Below are 19,707 nucleotides of genomic sequence, written 5' to 3' on the forward strand. Positions count from 1 at the left end.
TCAGCCGGCGGGCGGGGTTTTCTTCTCGGCCAGTGCCGCCCGGCGCCGCGCCCACGTTTGCAGCGTTTTCTTAGCCATGCGTCTCCCCCGGAGGTAGGCGGTTCGGCCCAGCACAAAGGCGCGGCCGCGCAGCGTGGCGATGACCCGCACTTCGTAGAGCGGACGAGGCCGGGCGCCGAAGTCAGCCTTGTAGGATTCGTCACCCACGGTGAGGTCGAAGAACTGTTGCCCGCGACCGATCGCATCCTTGGCAAGCTCTTCTACAATCAACAGGCCAAGTGAGTAGTTGCGCAGGCGCTGCATGTCGTAGCCCACCAACAGGAACAGGTCGCGGTCCGGGGCGATCAGGTCGAAGGCAATCGCAACCGGTTCGCCGCCCACCTCAAGGACGGACAAAGTCCCCGGGGCGCCGGTCTTGACGCTGTCCCGAACCACTGCGCAGTAGAACTCAAAGCAGTCCGCGTCCTGCACCAGGTCTACTCCCCGACGTTCCGCGAAGCGCGCGGCACGGAACTCCTGCATGCGTCGCATGAGGTCCTCGACGGCGGTGACGTCGGTGATCTCGAGCAGGCGCTTCTCGCCCTTCGGCCGGAGCCGTTTGTGCTTTCGGTCGAGGTGACGGACGAAACCGGCGTCCAAGCCGTCGCGCCACTCCGCTACGGAGGAGGCGAGCGTCATCAGGTGCGTATCGTAAAGATGCCTGGCGCTCGTGGCCCCGGTCAACAGTGCCGTGAATGCATCGGGCGAGTCGGCAACGCGCTCGATCCGAAGCAGGTCGAACCGGCCTAGAGCCTCGCGGATCCGGCGGGCCACCGAGGGATCCGCATCAAGGCCAGCCGTTGAGTCGAGGACAGGCGCCGCGTAGTCGGCCACGCCCAAGTCGGCGTATTCGACGAGACGGAATGGCCCCAACCGGCGGCGGACGAAAGGCAGGACGAGGACCAGTTCGCCGCCGTCACGCCGTGCAGTCACAACGACCTTCTCTGCCTTCCGGGCGGGCACCAGCATGTTGTACAGGCGGTCCAGCCAGACGCCGTGCTGGAACGGCGTGGCATCGGATTGCGCATACAGGTCGTCATACTCGCTGGTGAGGAAGTCGAAGTCGTCCTCGCGCTGCACGGTGAAGCCGGACATAGTCAGCCCTTTCGGTCTGGGCGGACGCGCCCGCCTCCTGGGGACCTGCGTACCGCCGTCGATGCGCTCGAGCGGGCCGGTCCCGTTGAGGGACGGCCGATGCGCGCCAGTCTAGCCGACGGGGTTGCGGCTTGCGGCGAACGGCCATAAAGTTGTGCAACTTCCGCGTCCACCAGAGCGGGGAGATCTGCGATGACGGATGGTTACATCTCGGGGCGGCGCCGACCGCCTGTGAAGTATCTAGCCGTCGGCGCGGTGACGGCTCTGGGCCTGCTGTGCTTGCCCTCGACGCTGTCCGCCCCGTCCGCCGGCGGGGAAGACCCGACATCAGTTTCCGCAGCGGCCGCGGCCGTCGCGGCCGCGGCCCAACCCTTGGTGGTTTCGCCCGAGGGCTCTGACGATGCGGCCGGAACACTCGCGGCGCCGCTGGGTAGCGTCCGGGCCGCCGTCGCCAGGGCCGCCACCGGCCAAACCATCGTGCTGCGGGCCGGAAGCTATCACGAATTCGTGACCATCCCGCCGGACAAGAAACTCATCCTCCGGTCCTACCCGGGGGAAGAGGTATGGCTGGACGGCAGCGTGCCGGTGACTGGCTTCGCCCGGCACGGCGGCGTCTATACAGTCGAGGGTTGGACCACCGAGTTCGATGCGAGCCCCACCTACAAGCGCGGCGCCCCCGACGGGACGTCGCAGGGTTGGCAGTTCGTCAGCGACAAACACCCCATGGCGGCACATCCGGACCAAGTCTGGATCGACGGTGTCCCGCAGCGACAGGTAGGGAGCCGGCCCGAGGTCGTGGCGGGCACCTTCTACGTGGACTATGCCGGCGACCGCCTTTACCTCGGCTCCGCTCCGCGGGACGGCACCGTCCGGGCCAGCACGCTGGGTAGGGCGCTGAGCATTCAGGGTGCCGGATCGGAGCTGCACGGCGTCGGAGTCCGCCGGTACGCGACCTCGGTGCCGCAGATGGGGGCGGTGACCGTAGAGGCCCCGCATGCAGTGCTGGACGAGGTGGTCATCACCGCGAATGCAACCACCGGCCTGTTTGTCGGCGCCGCCGACGCATCCCTGCGGAACGTCACCTTGGCGGGCAACGGAATGCTGGGGGCCGCCGCCACATACGCCGATGGGTTGCAGGTATCCGGGCTGTTGGCGGAGCGAAACAACACCGAGCATTTCAACACCTCCCCGGTTTCGGGTGGAGCCAAAATCGGCCGCTCCCGCGGCCTTGAGATCAGTGACTCGGTCTTCCGCGACAACGACGGACCGGGCCTGTGGTTGGACGAATCGGTCTTTGACTCGGCTATCCACGGGAACGATGTGCTGGACAACTCCGGCTATGGACTGGCCCTTGAACTTTCGGCCAAGGCCGACGTCGTCAACAACGTGATCGCCGGCAACTCCGGGCACGGGCTGAAAGTCAACAACACCAGCGATGTACGGATCTGGAACAACACCATCAGCGCCGAGGGCCGCGCCATTAATATAGTCCAGGACGGCAGGCGGGCCAGCGACCCGGGCACGCCCGGTCACGATCCTCGGCAACCTTTCCCGGACCCGGCCATGTCCTGGATCAACGGCCCGGTGGAGATCCGCAACAACATCATCTCCAATCCGGGCTCCATCGCCGACTGCCTGCTCTGCGTAGAGGACTATTCCGGGACCTACAGTGCCAAGGAGCTCGAGGTCACCGCCCTGGGCGACGTCTACCATCGTGCCGTGCCGGCTTCACCCGAGTCAGCCGTGATCTGGGCAATGGAATCCGGCAAACCCGCCTTGTTCGCGGATCCGGACGACTTTAGGTCAGCCACTGGCCAAGAACGGCAGCACCTGTACTTGGATGGTATTTCTCCCTTCGTCTCCGGCTACCGGCCGGACGACATCATCGCAACCCGGAATCCCACCGTCGCCCAACCGTTGCCCCGGGAGATCGCGCGACTGGCTGGTCAGCCGGCCGGAACGCGTTCGCTCGGTGCCTTTGACAGATAGTTCGCTGCCTTGGAACCTGGCTGGATACGGCTTGGCCGCGGTACCGCCGCGCATCCGGGAGTGTAGGTGGGCGTTGGAACGAAAGCGGGGCGGGACCGTTCGGTCCCGCCACGCTGTGTGCTGCTGCCGGCGGCGGTGTCAGTTGCCCGCTTTCACCGTCAGATCATCGAACGAAGCGATAACCGGCGTGTTGGTCGCGGAGCCGGAGGCATAGACGCCCAGCCCGACGGCTCCCGGCACCTGCAATTCCGGCGTCGTATCCGTGGCGGACACCTGCCAGTCCGCTGGCTCCTCTGTCCCGGCCGGCCACAGCTTGGCCCGAACAGTGGTCGGCGAGGTTCCCATGACTTCCAGGCGCAGCTGCAGTTGCTGTCCGGCTTGGTAGGTCAGTCCAGCAACTGTGGCCTGCCGCAGCGTAGTCTCCGTGGACCCGACGGCCCGCACTGCCTGCAGGGTCACCGCTCCGTTGGAAGCCACCCTGGCCGTAGCCATGTACTGCCCGGTGGTGCCGACCTGCCGCCCGACGACATCAACGTAGATGCCGCCGCCGGTGGCCGGCTTATCCAGCGAGAACCTCACGCTGGTGTCCGTCCCGGCCGCAGAGACCGCGTTCAACGAAGATCCCGGTCCATGCCCCGGAGCATTCATCCGCATCCGGCCCGCCCCATCGGCGACGCTGAAGTGCGTGGACGATCCCCGCAGGGTCCACGCCCCTCCGGTGTCGGCACTCCCCCAGCCGGAGGCCAAGGTCCGACCGAATGCGTCCGCCGCGACGTTGGCCGCCGGCGGCGGGCCGGCATCAACGGTGACCTCCTGGCTGGTACTCCGCGACTCGCCGTCGTCGTCCGTCACAGTGAGTTTCACCGTGTAGGTCCCGGCGTTGGCATAGGTATGCGACGCCGTCGCTCCAGTGCCCGTTGCGCCATCGCCGAATTCCCAGACGTAACCGGCAATCGAGCCGTCAGGATCCGAAGACCCGGACCCGTCCACTGCCACACCCAGGCCGTTGGTCGTGGCGGTAAAGGAGGCCGTCGGAGCCGCGTTGGACGGCGTACCGGTGCTACCGGCGGTGAAGTGGTTCTGCACCTGGGCGGCACTGAGCACGGCCGGGTAGATGGCCACTTCGTCGAGGTCGCCGGCAAAGTAGGCGCTGGTCGGCCGCGGGCTCCACCGGCTCAGGCTGTCCCCGCCGATCCGCCAGTAGCCCAGGACATCCTGGCCCTTGGTCACGTCCGCCCGCTGGGCCACTACCTGTCCGTCGACGAACAGTTGCATGCCGTTCGCGCCAAGCGTCGTCACCGCATGGTGCCACTTGCCGTCGTTGTAGCTGCCGGTGCTGTTGACCGTCTGCCGCGCACCGTTCTGGATGACGCCGAAGTACAGCTGGCCGGTGTTGGCCATGTACAGGTGACGGTCCATCAGGTCCGAGTTGATGGTGGTCGAGTTGGCATAACCGAGCAGCTTCCCGCCACGGGTTGTGGAGGTGCGGAACCACAATTCGGTGCTGAACGTGTTCGCCGGCTTCACCCGGGAGGTGGTAGAGGCAAACCCTGTTGTCGCTCCGTTGAAGGTGCCGGCAGCGTCCGCATCGGCGGCCACCGCTCCAGCTGTGCCCAGGGTTACCCCGGCGTTCAGCCGAAGGTCGTCCTTGCCGGACTGGTCGATACCCACAGCACCCGATGGTTCACCAAACCTCCAGTAGTTGGCGGGCTGGTCGGCCTTGATCGTGGCTGCGTAGGCGCTGGCCGCCGGATCCTCCGCCGCTGCGGTGACCGTGACCGTGTTTCCTCGAACCTCCACACCGGTGGGATCAGTGGCAATGATCCGGTAAGAGTACTGCCGCCCCGGCACCAGCCCGGTGTCCAGGAAGGTCATGCCCGGCCGGTCCCAGAACGTCGTGGAAGCGCTGGTGGTGTAGACCGGACTGGCAAGGTTGCCGTCACGGATCACCTTGTAGCTCAGCTTCTTGTTGTCCATGTCCCAGTTGGCCTGCCAGCGCACCCGCACGGTCCCCTTCTTCGGCGAGCTGAGCGTGGGGATGAAATTAGCCCCGATGACTTCCGGCCCCCGTAGGTTCGGTGCATTCTGGCGCACGGTATAGCGCACCAGTCCCTGCTGGGCCACGCCGTTCACCCTGGTGAACTCGCCGCCCATCACCACGTACTGGTCATTGCCGGTGACTGACCACGGACCCTGGAACTGGCCGGTGAAAGTGCCGGAGTTCATGTCCGGGAACCAGTTCTGCAACTCGGGCCGCGGCAGGCCTTCGAAGTTGGTGTAGTCGTACAACTCCCGTGTGATCGTGCCGCCCACAGCCTTGCTGAACGACATTCCCCGATGCCATTCCCAATCGACTTCCTGCGGGAAGGCACCGACATTGGCGCAATGGTGCGGGTGCCCGGCCAGATAAATCAGATCGGGCTGGCCCGCATAGACGGAGTAGGTGTCACCGTGGCAGTCGTTGACCCATTCGGTTCCCAGATCCGACCATCTGATCGAGACCACGCCTTCCAGCGTGCTGATCCGGCCAAAGGTGTAGCCGCTGGCATAGAAGTGGGTTCCGTCCGAGGTCAAGCTGGTGATCGAACCATTGTCGCTGCCATTGCGGATGTATGCGCTGGCTGGCAGCGGGAACTGCGTTGCGGATGCCGTGTCCAGGACGCCGAGCCCGTAGCCGGGCCGGTCTGAGCCGTTCAAGCTGGTGAAGGCGCCGCCGACGGCGATCTTGGTGCTGTCCGGCGATAGCGCCAGTCCATTGACTTGACCGCCCGCCGCCTGCGGCGCCCAGTTCAGCAGCGCTGCGTCCGAAGCCCGCACGGCCGCCAGCTTTCCGCGCGCCACGCTACCCACGAAGTTGAAATCGCCGCCGAAATAGACGGTGTTGTTCGTGGCGACGATACCGTGAACCGATGAGGAGGCCTGTGGCTGGAAGCCCTGGATCAACGCTCCCGTCGACGGGTTCAGCGCCACGATGCGCGAAACCGCGGTGGTTCCATTGAACTGCGTGAAATCCCCGCCCACATACAGTCGCGAACCGTCCGGTGAGGCGGCCAGGGTGAGCACCTGGGCATTGAAACGCGGGGCGAAGGAACCGATCAGCGCGCCGGTGGTGAGGTTGTAAGCCATGATGTTCGACCTGGCCACCTCATTGGTTCCGGCCGCCGAGCCGGCCGGCCGGGCGGACGTGAACTTACCGCCGACATACACGGTGTTGCCGATGATGACCTGCGACCAGACGACGCCATTGATCTGCGCCGTCGGCAGCCGGTCAGCAGTGACGGTGGCCGGAGTCAGCGGATCCGCTGGGTTCTCCGGCAGTGAGTCCGCGGTCGCGGACGGTACACCCACGATGGCTATGGAGGCTGCCAATGCGGCTGAGGATAGGAAGACGGCGCTCCTGCGCCAGCGTGTATGCATAGCTATCCTGCCTTTCTTGGAGCTGCGCCTTCGAACGCAACCACAGACTCGGACGCAGCGTAGTTCAGGTAAATGCGCACCTGACCCCGCTGGTCCTCGGGTACTAGGAAAACAAAGGTGCCTGAGGCCTTCTTGCCCGCCTCAACTTCCCGCGGGAAGAGCTTGGTGCCGGAACCGTCAAGCCGGATGGCGGGAAGCGTTTGCGCTCCTGCCTCCACGGTGACCTCGGCGGTATCCAGTTTCAGATCGCTTGCCGATGTGTTCTGTACTTCCACCACAAAGCGGATGGCCGGTCCGGCAATCTGCCCAATGCCTTCCGCCTTGGCTTCGATGGCCTCGATCTTGGAAATGGTGGCGACGCCGCCAGCGACGTCGGCGGGCTCCCGTAGCCGGACGGCCCGGGCGACAGGCTTGGGCGTGGCCGCCCGTTTGGCGTCCTTGTCGACCGCCAGCGAGTCGCCGCGTGAGTTGTCCGCCGGATCGCCCCCGGGCTCCTTCGCCGCCTGACCGGCCTTGGCCTTGGCTCGGTCGGACTTCGCCTCGTTGGATTTCTTCTCGGCCGCGGACCTATCCGCGGTGTCTTCGGAGGCACCCCCTGTCCCGCCCGCCTTGCCGGTTTGTTCAGGGACTGCGTTCTGGCCTGCCGCGGTGGAGGCCTCTGCGGCAGCCGAAAGCGGCGCAGCCGTCGTTCCCTGGCCGGCCCAGGTGGACCAGGCTGCGGCTCCGGCCACCGCCACGACCGCGGCAGCTGCCAGGGGCGCAACGATCCAGCGCGCTCTGCTCCGTCCGTTAGGCATGCCGCCCACCTCCCTCTGCAGGGCGGGCCGCCGGATCGAGGCGGCCCAGTTCCCGGAACCACTTCACGCAGGCCAGCATCAGGTAGGCCAAGTTCGCCGCAAAGAACAGGGTGTACAACACCATGAATAGCGCCGGTGCGCCCACGAAGAGGAAGACGAAACAGAAGATCCCGTAGTCCGTCGGCAACAGGGCAAGCGATTTGAGTCTTGACCCAGTCCGCGGCGTGGCGGCGGCACCGGCTTTCAGGAAGTGACTCTTTCGGAGCTGTTCGGTGAGGATCATCGTGAAGAAACCCACCCCGTCCACTAGGCAGTAGCCGATAGGGATCAGCAGCCAGACCGGCTCCTCTAACCCAAACGTGCGGTAGGCACACACCAGGACCGCAAGATGAAGGCTCGAGTTCTTCAGGCTGTCCAGCACATGGTCCAGCCACTCGCCGCTGAGCGAACCTCCTCCGCGCAGCCGCGCCACTTGGCCGTCCGCGGAGTCAAAGGCATAGCCAATGGCCAGGCCGCCCCACACCACGAGTCCGACCCACATCTCGGGCCCCGCCGGGCCTTGCGCCGGTGTGAATGCCAGGAAGACGATGGCGGACAACGTGAACAACGCGCTGATCGCGCTGACCGTGTTTGGCGTCAGACCGGCCCGGTAGGCTGCGGCGGCGAGCAACCTTCCGGCACGACGGTTGACCAGGACGGAATAAGCCGGGGCGCCGGGAGCCACCGACTTCTGCGCCTTGGCCAGGATCCTGACTGTCTCCAGATAGCCCGGACGATCCCGTCCCAGCAGCTGCCCGGTCATGCCACACCTGCCGGAGTCCGGTCCGCTGCAGTGGGACGACGGCGGCCGCCGGACTGTCGCACCCTGCCTGCGTGCAAATCCCGACAGAGCTGCTCATAGCCGTCGGTGACCACGTCCCAGTCGTAGTTGGCGGCGCGCTGCTGCCCCAGCAGGCCCCGGGCCGTGGTGGCCTCCGGCTGTGCTTCGGCGGCGACAGCCAACGCGGCCGCCTCCGCGGCAGTTGAAAAGTAGCTGCCGGCTTCGGCCAGGACCTCGCGGTTGAAGTTCACGTCGAAGGCGTTGGTGGGTGCCGCCGCGCCGATGGCCCGTAGCAGCGAAGGATTAGTACCGCCGACCGAGTGGCCATGCCAGTAGATCAGTGCGTTGGCATAGAGCCGGTCCAGCAGTTCCTGGTCCCACACCCCGCCGAGGAACCTGACCCGCGTGTCCGCCCCGTCCATGACGCGGCGGGTGTACTCGTCGCCATAGGGACTGCCGCCGACTACTACCAGCGGCAACTGCGCTGCGCTGGCCGTGAAGCCTTCCACGATTAGGTGGACATGGTTCTCCGGTTCGAAGCGGGCAACCACCAGGTGGTACCGGCCAGCTTCCAGCCCGAGTTCGGCCAGCCGCTCCTGCTGTCCCGGGCCGATAATGGGTGCGCCGTAGGTGATCAGCCGGGAGGCCGCACCAAATTGCTCCGTGTAGTAGTCCTGGATGCCGGCGGCGTCCGCGATCAGGGCGTCGGACCAGCGCACCGCCATGGATTCCGCCAGCCGATAGTATTTCCTCCCGATCGGCCCCCACTTGCCCCGCTTCCACTCCAGCCCGTCCACGTGCGTCGCCACCGGGATCCGCGCGGCGCGCAGCAGCGGCAGCCACGGGGCGTTCGCCGCATTGAACACGATTGCCGCGTCCACGTGGTGCGCCGCCAAGTGAACGGCCGACAGTCCGGAATGACTCAGCGTCTCCAGACTGCGGCGGCGCAGTGCCGGCAGGTGTACGAGCCGCATTCCGGCGTACTCGCGTTGGGTCGCGTCGGCGCCTGTGGTGGTCCGGCAGTAGACCACTACCTCATGGCCACGTGCGGCTAACCGCCGGCCCACCTCTTCCACACAGGTTTCGAAACCGCCGTAGCGTGCCGGTACTCCCCGCGTGCCCAACAGGGCAATGCGCAGCGGCCGTAGATCTTCCCTCGATGTTGACATATCCCCATCCCCAGCATGGTTGTGTCTTATTTAGCTGTGCTGTTGCTTCGCGGCGGCCCAGCCGGCCAGCGGGCTAATCATTCACCGCCGTGCCGGCAGGCCTGCCTCGGGCCGATGTGGCGCCGTTAAGCGCCGTCAGCGCCTGCCGCAGCGCAGTACTCGAGGTATGGACCGTGTACGGAAAATAGATCACCGAGACGCCAACGCTGGCGAAGTCCCGCTCCAGCCGGCGGCCCTTCTCGGTGTCCTTCCAGTCGTCGCCCTTGAAGAAAACGTCAAAGCCGACATCAGCCCACGTCTGCAACCGGTCCGGCGAGACTTCCGCCACGGCCCGGTCCACAAAGGTGATGTGGCGGACGATTTCCAGGCGCTCCTGCAGCGGCACTACGGGGTAGCGCCCCTTGGTCGCGTAACAGATTTCGTCGGACACGGCGCCGGCGATGAGATAGTCGCACCGCGAGCGCGCTTGGCGCAGAATATTCAGATGCCCGACGTGGAACAGGTCGAACGCACCCGCGGCGTAGCCAACTACAGTCATGCCCAGTCCCCCAGAACGTATCCCCTACGTTGTTGCCCTCAACGCCTTGCCCAGCTTCTGCCTGGCAACAACCGGATTCACGGATCGTTTACCGCTCCGTTACCTCAAGCCACAGCCTAGGAAAAAACAGCTGTGCACACATGAGTGGGTGATACGTAAGTCGGCGGGACAGATTACTCACAGCGCGCCGCACAATACTTACCCCGGCCCCGCCTGTACTCGTAGCAGGCGGCTGCCCACAGCGTGTGGATTTCTGCCGACATCGGCGATGCCAAGGACTCGTGCGGGCCCTCAGCTGGCGAAGGTCCCGTCCTCAGGGCGCTTTCGCTAGACCATCATTCAGCCCGGCGGGCCGGTAGTCTGCCGGGTGAAAGGGCCGGGCGCTGGCCCTTTCCAGGAGCACGGACAGGGTGAAGAAAACCACGAAGTCGACGCTGGCATCCACTAGTCCGTTCTCGGTCACGCTACGGAACAGGATGAACAGCAGTGCCCCATTGGTGAAGGTCCCCAGCTGCGGCGAGCGCAGACTGTCCCAACTGGTACGGGCCACCCACAGGGCCAGCAGTGCAGCTCCGACCAGCCCTGCCTGGGCCAGCGCCGAAATCCAGCTGGAATCGAAAACCTGCTCATCCCAATACTGGCCGAGCACGGCAATCTGCTTCACCGAGAGACCGCTGCCCACCCACCTTTCCCAGGTGTTGAAGGGGATCTCCAACACCGCTTCCCAGCTGATGGTGCGCGAATTCAGCGTGAGCAGCGAGGCGCTGTCCTCTCGATTCACTATATTTGCCAGCGTGGGCGTGTAGGCGATGACCGCGAAGATGGCGGGCACCGCCACGAGCACCATGGCGGCGACGGCGACGGGCGGCCTGCGCACCTGCAGCAGGATCACCAGCATCGCGGCGACCAGGGCGAAGATTGCCGTCCTGGATCCGGTGGCCAGGACAAGACCCGTTAGTCCCACAAACACGGCCAGCAGCTTGCCGGAGGCACGGCCATGGACGATCTCGTGCAGCACGCCGAGGGCGGGAAGGCCGCACAGTGAGGCGATGTCGTTGGGCGACAACGGCGGGATGCCCCCGCCCAGCCTTCCCCCGGCGAGCATCAGGCCGAGGCCAGTGATGGCGCTGAACGCTCCCACCAACGCCATGGCTGCCAGCAGTGATGTCACAGCCAGCCGGGCGGGGAACGACAGCAGCACCACGATCACCGTGGCCGTCAACAGCACAACGCGGGTGGCGAGCACCGCAGAGGGCTCCGTGTTCCCCTGCGCATAGGCGCCGATGGCTGAAACCGCCACGATCAACAGCAGCAGGCCCAGCGAGCGCCCGCCCAGCGGTTGCCGTTCCCGGGTGCGGATGAGCACAATCACGGCCACCATGAGCGCGAAGCACTGGATCAGTGCCTTGATCACGACTACCGGATCGGCGCCTCCGCTATAGATGCTGCCCTGCCGCCAGCGGACCAGGCTGACGACGACCAGCAGCCAGATGAGGAACGGGAGGACGGCGCGTTTGACGCCGGATCTAGGCATTCACGTCAGCGTCGCGGACCCGCGAATGCCGGCCGGCCGCTGCCTCCGCGCGATGGATGAGCGGCACCGCAGATGGCCGCCTGCGCAGTGGTACTCCCGTCATGACCACCCCTTGGGGCGGATTCCCTGCGGCGGCCAGTTCCGCAAAGGTCCGGCGCAGATCGTCCCTCTTGGTCTTCCCGTAGCGGCAGATGACCAGCGTGTGATCCGCGGAGAGAACCAACTGCTGCGCATTCAAGGGAGTGGAGGTTACAGCGCTTCCGGCCAGCGTCATATCGAAACGCGCTTTGAGTTCGTCCAGGACGGGCATGGCTCGACGCGCCCTGTCGAGGCTGCGGCGTTTTCCTTCCTCAGGTTTGCCCGCCAGGATATAGGAAACCTGACCCGCCTCGGCGGTCCGTATGACGGCGGCAAGGTCCTCCCTGCCGCTGAGAACTTCGGCCAGCCCGGCGCCGTCTGGCTCCTGCCCGAAGGCCGGAGGCAGTGCCGAGTCCGTTTCCAGAACGCAGATCCCCTTGCCCATGTCCGCCACCATCAGCGCGAAATTCCTGCGCTGGAAACTGGCGCCGGCCCCGGGCGACGCAGGTACCAGCAGCAACAGCGGCGGCAACTCCGATTGCCCCGCCAACAGCAGATTGGTGAGAAGTTCGCGGTGCGCCAGCCATTGCTTGCTGTTGCTGGCCCACTCACCCGGTTTGCCGGCCCGGCTCCGGTAGCGGGGCAGCTGTCCCACAACCGCCATCCCGACTGCCGACTGGACGTCATGGCTGGTGCGAAGCCGGGAGTCCAACCGGAAGGCCGCAATGGCGAAGAGCAGTCCGGCGGACAGCCCGATCAAGGCTCCCAGCGCCACATTGAGCGTGGTCCGCGGCGAGGAAGGAGCGGCTGGCGGTGACGCGGGAACGGTGAGCTCCGGGGCCACCGTGACCCTGCTGTCTCCGGAGGTGGTTTCCAGCCGTCGAATGTGCCGGCCCAGATGTTCCGCCACCGCATTGGCGATATTGGACGCCATCTGCGGTTCGCTCGATTGGGCGGTGACATTGAGGAACACTGTCTCCAGTGGGTTGTCTGCCTCGATGCTGGTCCTGAGCTCGTCAAGGCTGAGCTCAAGGTCCAGTTCGCGGATCACCGGTTCCAGGACCTCCGGGCTCTTGACCAGGCTCGGATAGGACTTGACCCGCTGCAGGCTGAACTGTGATCTTTCATAGGCTGAACCGGAGCCTGTTTCGACCTTCACGAAAAGGGTGGCATGGGCCTCGTAGACTCGGGGCATCGCACTGCTGGCTGCCAAAGCGCCGCCGATCCCTGCCAGCGTTAGAACGAGGATGATGATCCAGCGGCTGACAAATGCCCGGCCGTAGTCGCGCAATTCCATTGCTCCCACCTTTCCAGTGCCCCAACCGGAGGTGTACACAACATAGCACCCGCTTTACACCGGCGGCGGTCTGCGTTCCCGCACCGTTATGCTCCCGTTGTACCGGCCGGCCGGTACAACCCTCCGCGTTCGGCCGCCGGGCGCGCGCCGTGGTATCACTCAGCCCGGGCCTGGCCCACCCAGAGATTGTCCCAGAGGGAGTGGACCGGGGCGTTGGTAGCCGAGCCTGACAGGTAGGCTCCGACTCCGATCCGCCCCGGCACCTGCAGTCCCGGGGACGAGTCGGATGCCGTCAACTGCCACTGCCCGGGTTCCGAGGAGCCCAATCCCCAAATCTTGAACTTTATCTGGGTGGGCGAGGTCCCGGTGGCCTGCACCCTGGCGTTGAGTAATTCTCCCGGCTGGACCGACAGGCCCGAAATGACGGTCTCGTTGGCGATGACCGTCTCGACGCCGTTGAGCAGGCGGTACAGGCTCACGGCCACCTGGCCGCTGGCGCGGAACCGGACCGCTGCCTCGTACCTGCCCACATCCGGCACCTCTCGGACGACCAGGTGGTTGTAGACGCCGCCGCCCGTGGCCGCCTTATCGTTGCCCAGCTGGATGGCGATTTCCGTGTTGCTGGCCTCGACGCCCGGGAGCGTGACCCTCGGGCCCGCACCGGGACTGCCCATCCGAAGCCGTCCTTGGCCGTCTACCACGCTCAAGTTGGCCGCCGATCCGACGCGCTGCCAGGTTCCTCCTTCGTCCGCCTGGCCCCAGCCGCCGCTGAGACTTCGACCGAACGCATCCAGCGCGTAAGCGAGCGGTTCCTGGCTGGCCTCCAGGGAGATCGTCAGGGATACCCGTGCCTTGGCTCCGGCGTTGTCGCTGACGGTCAGCGACGCCTCGTAGTCGCCCGCGGCGGCATACCGGTGCTGAGCCGAAGCCCCTGTTCCTTGGGTGCCGTCTCCGAAGTCCCAGGCGTAGGATTCCACCGTGCCATCCGGATCGTTGGAATCGGCCGCGTCAAAGCTCACGTCCAGCCCGTCCACCGTGGACGTGAAGACGGCTACCGGAGCGGCATTGGCCACATTGATGTCCTCGGCATAGCTCCCGGTGCCACCGTTGCTGTCGGTCACCACGAGGGTGACCGTGTAGGTGCCGTCGGCAGCATAGGCGTGACTGATCGAGGCTCCCTCGGCACTCTGACCGTCTCCAAAGTCCCACGCGTAGCCGGTCACGGTGCCGTTGGGCGAGCTGGAGCCGGATGCATCCAGCTCCAGGTACCTGCCGGTGACCTCCTTGCTGAAGACGGCGCCGGGCCCCTCGAGCGCCTTGACCGTCACGCTCTGGGTCAGCGTGCTGCTGGCTCCCAGGTCGTCGGTCACGGTCAGCACAACATCGTAAGTGCCGGCTTTCGCATAGCGGTGCGAGACGGTCGTGCCGCTGCCTGCGCTGCCGTCGCCGAAGACCCAGGCATACCCGGAGACTTCCCCGTCAGGATCCTCCGATGCCCCCGCATCGAAGGCCGCGTCCAGTGCATCGGTGCTGAAGCTGAACGCAGCGGACGGCTCGGTATTAACCACCACCAGTTGAACGGTGGCAGCAGCCGAAGCTCCGTCATTGTCTGTGACAGTCAGGGTGACCGGGTATTCGCCGTCGGCCGTGTACCGGTGGGAGGGATTAACGCCCGTACCCGTGCCGCCGTCACCGAAGTCCCACGCATAGCTGGCTATCGTACCGTCGGTATCCGCCGACTCGGCGGCATCGAAGGTGACCCGCAGCCCGGTGGCAGTGCTGGTCAGCGACGCCGTCGGAGCCTGATTCGGGCGGGCCGTGGTCACTGCCAATTGCTTGCTTGCAGTGGCGCCGCCGTCGTCCGTGACGGTCAGGGTGACAGTGTAGGTTCCTACCTCGGTATAGAGGTGCTGGATGCCTGCCCCTTCGCCCGTCGTGCCGTCGCCGAAGTCCCATTGGTAAGTGACGATTTGGCCGTCTGCATCGGTCGAGGCCCGCGCGTCAAGGACGGCATTCTTGCCGTCGATGACGGTGCTGAAGTCTGCGACCGGGGCCTTGTTCAGGGTCCCGCCGAAGGCGTAGTGCGCCTGAACCTGTTCCAACGTCAGGGCAGTCGTATAAACGGCCGCTTCATCAATGGTCCCCGCGAAATAGCCGCTGGAGGCGCCGTCCCAGACGCGGTCCCCGCCGATGCGCCAGTACCCCGAATAAGGTTCGGCTGCGGTCTGCGGATGTGTGCCGGCGAGCATGCCGTCCACGTAGAGCTTCATCCCCGCCTCGGACTGGGTCGCCACCACGTGATGCCACTTGTTGTCGTTGTACGGCAGTTCAGTTGTGGTGGTGTTGATCACCCCCGTATAGGTGCCGAAGGTCAGTTTTCCGTCATTGCGCATATACACGTGACGGTCGTAGCTGTTGGAAAGCCCGCTGTTCGAGTTGCCGAAGCCGATGATCTTGCCGCCGCTGACGGTGCTCGTCTTGAACCACGCCTCAGTGGAATAGACCCTGGGGTTGCTGACAGAGTTGCTGGCCGCGGCCATCCCGCTGGAGCCGTCGAAGGTGAAGGCTTTGCCGCCCGGGCCGGTCATGGCACCTGGCACTCCCGCCGTCACTCCGCCCAGAACGTTGGCCGCGTTAGCGGACAGGCTCGTGTCGGCGGCGGTCGGTCCGCCGGCGTCCTCCAGCCGCCAGTACAGTGCAGGATCGTCCCGGAAGACTGCCGCGCCATATCCATCTGTTGGCACCGGTGCAATATCCGGTGTTCGCCCGCTGGCCTGATAATGGTCGGCAACGGTCAGGCGGTCGAGCGCAGCCGGGTAGATCGCGACTTCGTCGAGGTTGCCGGTGAAGCGGCTCGAGCTCGGCTGATTCGGCCAGCCATTAAGATTGTCGCCGCCGAGCCGCCAGTAGCCGCCGTATTTCTGGCCCGATGTCACGTCCGAACGCTCGGCGACGCGCACGCCATCGACGTAGAGGGACATCCCTTTGGATCCCAAGGTGGCAGTCAGCTGATGCCACTGGCCGTCGTTGTAGCTCTTCGAAGAGTTGACCGTGGCGGCGTAACCAAGCCACGTTCCGAACCACAGCCTGCCGGAATTATCCATCCAAACGTGACGGTCATAGCTGCCCGAGTCGCCGGTCCGCGTATTGCCGTAGCCCACGATCTTGCCGCCGCTGGTTGAAGTGGTCTGAAACCAGGTTTCCACCGAGAAAGTGTCAGGTGCCTCGGCAAAGTTCCTCGTGGCAATCGTTGCCGTGGCGGCGCCACTGAAGCTCGCGGCGGTGTTGCCCGGTACCGCGCCTTCGATGGAGCGTGCCACCCCGGCACCGGCATCGCCGTCATTAAACCCGGCATGGTCGAAGGCAACGGTGCCCGAGGACTCGTTCAGCGGATAGTAGGTCGAGGCGCCGTCAGCCTTGATGGCATCGCCGTAAGCGTTGGGGGCCGTGGCGGCAACCGTCACCGGCGCGGACCGTGGACCGATGTACTCATTGCCGGAGGGGTCCTTGACCCTGATCCGATACGTGTGCGTGGCACCCGGCGTTCGTCCGGTGTCGACGAAGCCGACGGACTTCTTTTTCCACCAGATGGAGGGTTCGTTGAGGACGGCTATTGCCGTCAGGCTATTGTCCCGGAGGACTTCATAGGTGAGGGTTGAGTCGTCGTAGTCCCAGGTGGTGGGCCAGGCGACGCGCACCGATCCGGCCGAAAGCGACACGGTCGTCGGTTTGAGATCGGCGGTGTACTCCGGCCGCATCTTGTTCGGTGCGACGGTGCGGGAAGCAAAAACGGCCAGCCCCTGTTGTGCCATTCCGTTCACCGACGTGAATTCTCCGCCGGCCACGAGGTAGGTGTCGTTATTGGCCAGTGCCCACCCGCCTTGGTATTGGCCGGTGAAGAAGCCGGTGTTAAGAGCGGGATACCAATGGAGCAACGTGGGAACAGGCTGTCCGGAATATGTGCTGTTGCTGCCCGGCGGTGCTTGGTCCGTTCCGGTAGCAAAGGTGGTTTCCGCGAGCGCCCGCTTCCAAACCTGCGGATCCTCCTCCGGAAACTCGCCCAGCGAGGAACAATCATGTGCGTGCGAGACGCTGTACATGATCTGGCCCATCACCGCTATATCAGAGGTGGAGCCGTAGCAATTGTCCATCCAGATCAGGTCGCCGGTCTTGAAGTCGGCTGCGAACCGGCCGTCAAACCAGTGTCCGCCCATCCCATTGGCCCCGGCATAAACGACGCCGTCTTTTTCGATCAGCTGGGTCACCCAAGAAGTATCGGCACCCCGGGTCTGCGGAATCGGAGTGCTGCTCCAGGGCAGGGACGCCCCCGTGATCCCGTGCACGGCCCCGATGCCGATTTTGCGCTCGCCATTGAGCTGTTGGAACCGGCCCCCGATGACTACCCGGCTGTTGTCGGCCGCGGCGATAACACCGTGAACGATACTGTCCACGGCAGGAGCCCACGGGAGGAGCGCGCCGTTGGCACGGTTGAAGGCGGCCACATTCTGCCGGGGCTGGCCTCCCGCGGTGCCGAAGGAGCCACCGAGGTAGACAGTGTTCCCGGTGACGGAAATGGTCTCCACCTGACCGCTGATGCTTGTGCCGAAGCTTTGGAGCGCCCCTGTGCCGAGATCGAATGCCGCAATCTTGCTGCGCGGCTGGCCTCCCACGGCGCTGAAGTCACCGCCGACAAAGAGTTGTGTCTTGTCCGGGCTAATCTCCACATCTTTACCCTGGGCGTTGAGATTCGGATTCCACGGAAGGATCTTTCCGGTGCTGATCTCAAACGCCATGGCGTTATTCCGGAGGACCTCGCCAGCGCCTCCGGCCGCGACTCCGGAGGGCCGTGCACGAGTGAAGCTGCCCACGGCGTATGCCGTGTTCCCATTCACCGCAGTGCTCCAGACGACCCCGTTGATTTGAGGAGAGGGCAGAACGTCCGCACTCACCGTCTGTGGCAGGACTGTGCCTTCCTGCGTTGTTTCCGCAGCATGGGTTGGGGCAGCGGCGAACAAGCTGGCTAGCAGCACCGCCGCGATCAGGAGCACCTGGCCGCGCCAGATACGTCCCCGGGCTTCCGAGGTGCCTTGGTGGGAGTCGAAGGTCGGTGTGGATTTAGACATGCGTATCCGACTGCCTTTCGTACGGTGCACTGTGATGGGCATTCTGCATCTCGTCCCGCTTCAGGGGAATCAGCAGAAAAAGTCGAATGGAGGTACCGCCGAGTCCGGAACCCAGTGCTGCCGCCCACGGCGCAAGCGCGAAGTTTCCGGTCAAGTGCAAAATAAGGACGACACCGGCCAGCGACACCAGCGTGTCAGCCAGCCTCAGCGCAAAAACACGCTTGGCGCTCCCCTTGATCGCAGCCAATGCCCCGTACGGAGAGACGACGGCCACCGAGGCGGCATAGGCCAGCCAGCCGGCGACTGCGAGGAAATCGGGTGTCTGGCCGGTTGCCAACGGTCCGGCAACCGGTAGCGCCCACAACGCTACTGCCGCGCCTGTGGCCGTAATGCCCAACACGACGAGCAAGGCACGGTCTGCCTGCGCCAGCAGCGCAGCAACCGTGGAGGCCCTGTTTTTGGCGTAGGCCGCGAAGAGGTACGAAGAGATCCCGCCGACAAAGAGCATGGCGGGTGCCGCATAAATGCGCGCAATCTCCAGCTGGCCTGTCGCGGCGAGCGTCACCAAGATCATCAGCGCCAGCCGCATGGCCGTCATCAGGCCCGGTCGAAGCATCTGCTGGGCCGCTCGCCAGGATCCGTATGCAGCCACGGCTTTCCAATCCGCACCCCTGAACCGCACCAGGTAGCGGTCGGTCCTAGGTACCAGTACCGCTCCGACAATTATTCCCGCGGTTTGTCCGCAGGCGATCGCTGCCAGGTATCCGGCCAGTGACGGAAGCCCATTCAGATTCTGCAGCCACACTATTGACAGTGCGACGCACGTGACAGACAGATCCATAACGACAATGCGTGCGAAGCCTAGATGCGCCATCAGCAGTCGGCGCAGCACATCCTCGATCAGGTAGGCCGCTACGGCCAGACCGAGCAGGAGCGCTTCTATCCCGGACACGAAGCCGACGGTCAAGCTAACAGTCGGCACAAGGACGCCGCAGGCACAGCTCAACGTCAGCAGCCAGAGCTGCATGCCGGCCCGGAGCCATCTGTCCGAGCGGTCCAGCACGGTAAGGGAGTCTCCAACAAAACCGCTGGTCGTCGCCGCGCAGAGCACCAGCACACCGTAGAGCACGCCCAATTTGCCCAGCTCTTCGATCTCCAACGTCCTGGCCGCGAGCGCCATGATGAGGAAGCTGCCGACCGCCTGACTGCCCTGCGCGCCCAGCGCCCATAAGGCGCCGGTCAGGGACGCCGGGATCCGCCGCGCGCTCACGGCAGGTCGCCCGTGAAGACGACCGGAGCATGTGTGCCGTTGATATCCAAGTACAGCGCCGTCCTCGTTGCATCAGCCGGGAGCAAGAAGGCGTACGTTCCTTTCGCCGAGCCTCCGGCAGGCACTGTGCCCACCAGATCCGCCGCCGGGACGCCGGTGTAAAGCGGCGCTGCGGGCACCTGATCGGGCCCGTAGGCCATGGTGGGTACTACCGCTGATAGATCCAGCGTGGCTTCCGATCCGTTCCGCACCCCCACCGTGAAGAGAACGTACGTTGCCCCCGTCATCGCCCCGGAGCCCTCTTCGGTGACTACCCCCTCGCTGAAGCCGCCGGTGGAGACGGTCACCCCGTCGTCGTACTTCGCTTCGCCGTTGAAACGGGCGGCCGACACCGCAATTCTCTTCTGCTTCCCGTCCTTCCCGCGATTCACCATGACGAATCCGGGCTTCCGTGCCTCGTACGCTGGGCCACCGATCGGGCCTTCAGGCTCCCCTGCTTCCGGTTGTGGCCTAGGGTCATCGAATGATGCCGCCGAGGCGA

The 19,707-nt window shown here is 65.2% G+C and carries 12 protein-coding genes; 1 reads left to right on the forward strand and 11 read right to left on the reverse strand.

Features of this window, described 5'->3' with window-relative positions:
• Positions 1 to 1,134, reverse strand: coding sequence for a GNAT family N-acetyltransferase (locus ACWF5H_RS16135; RefSeq protein WP_452038092.1), 1,134 nt, complete (start codon positions 1,132 to 1,134; stop codon positions 1 to 3).
• Positions 1,135 to 1,326: 192 nt separating this feature from the next.
• Between ACWF5H_RS16135 and ACWF5H_RS16140 the strand changes: the two genes are divergently transcribed.
• Entirely contained in the window at positions 1,327 to 3,123 is a 1,797-nt protein-coding gene (locus ACWF5H_RS16140) for a right-handed parallel beta-helix repeat-containing protein (RefSeq protein WP_452038093.1), read from the forward strand.
• A 138-nt stretch (positions 3,124 to 3,261) separates the two neighbouring features.
• On the opposite strand, the gene ACWF5H_RS16145 is transcribed toward ACWF5H_RS16140, so the two are convergent.
• The 10 genes from ACWF5H_RS16145 to ACWF5H_RS16190 form a co-directional block, all read right to left on the reverse strand.
• A complete protein-coding gene (locus ACWF5H_RS16145; protein WP_452038094.1) occupies positions 3,262 to 6,540 on the reverse strand; it encodes a PKD domain-containing protein in 3,279 nt (1,092 codons plus the stop codon).
• Between the two features lie 2 nt (positions 6,541 to 6,542).
• The gene (locus ACWF5H_RS16150; RefSeq protein WP_452038095.1) at positions 6,543 to 7,337 is read right to left on the reverse strand and encodes a hypothetical protein; all 795 of its coding nucleotides are present in this window, start codon (positions 7,335 to 7,337) and stop codon (positions 6,543 to 6,545) included.
• A complete protein-coding gene (locus ACWF5H_RS16155) occupies positions 7,330 to 8,139 on the reverse strand; it encodes a CDP-alcohol phosphatidyltransferase family protein (protein WP_452038097.1) in 810 nt (269 codons plus the stop codon). The genes ACWF5H_RS16150 and ACWF5H_RS16155 overlap by 8 nt, the downstream gene beginning before the upstream one ends.
• Positions 8,136 to 9,326 (reverse strand): DUF1972 domain-containing protein, encoded by a 1,191-nt coding sequence (locus tag ACWF5H_RS16160; protein ID WP_452038098.1) that lies wholly within the window; start codon positions 9,324 to 9,326, stop codon positions 8,136 to 8,138. Before ACWF5H_RS16160 ends, ACWF5H_RS16155 begins: the two co-directional genes overlap by 4 nt.
• A 73-nt stretch (positions 9,327 to 9,399) precedes the next feature.
• Positions 9,400 to 9,864 carry an adenylyltransferase/cytidyltransferase family protein gene (locus tag ACWF5H_RS16165; RefSeq protein WP_452038100.1) on the reverse strand — a complete coding sequence of 155 codons (465 nt, stop codon included), beginning with the start codon at positions 9,862 to 9,864 and terminating at the stop codon, positions 9,400 to 9,402.
• A gap of 313 nt (positions 9,865 to 10,177) precedes the next feature.
• On the reverse strand, positions 10,178 to 11,398 hold the full coding sequence (locus tag ACWF5H_RS16170) for an O-antigen ligase family protein (RefSeq protein ID WP_452038101.1): 1,221 nt from the start codon (positions 11,396 to 11,398) through the stop codon (positions 10,178 to 10,180).
• Entirely contained in the window at positions 11,391 to 12,773 is a 1,383-nt protein-coding gene (locus tag ACWF5H_RS16175) for a Wzz/FepE/Etk N-terminal domain-containing protein (protein WP_452038102.1), read from the reverse strand. Before ACWF5H_RS16175 ends, ACWF5H_RS16170 begins: the two co-directional genes overlap by 8 nt.
• A gap of 155 nt (positions 12,774 to 12,928) precedes the next feature.
• A complete protein-coding gene (locus tag ACWF5H_RS16180) occupies positions 12,929 to 17,896 on the reverse strand; it encodes a PKD domain-containing protein (protein ID WP_452038103.1) in 4,968 nt (1,655 codons plus the stop codon).
• Positions 17,889 to 19,166, reverse strand: coding sequence for a hypothetical protein (locus ACWF5H_RS16185; RefSeq protein WP_452038105.1), 1,278 nt, complete (start codon positions 19,164 to 19,166; stop codon positions 17,889 to 17,891). Before ACWF5H_RS16185 ends, ACWF5H_RS16180 begins: the two co-directional genes overlap by 8 nt.
• Complete coding sequence (locus ACWF5H_RS16190) at positions 19,163 to 19,600, reverse strand: hypothetical protein (protein WP_452038107.1); 438 nt, start codon at positions 19,598 to 19,600, stop codon at positions 19,163 to 19,165. The genes ACWF5H_RS16185 and ACWF5H_RS16190 overlap by 4 nt, the downstream gene beginning before the upstream one ends.
• Positions 19,601 to 19,707 lie beyond the last annotated feature (107 nt).

The sequence above is a fragment of the Arthrobacter sp. NPDC055138 genome, from assembly GCF_053607305.1.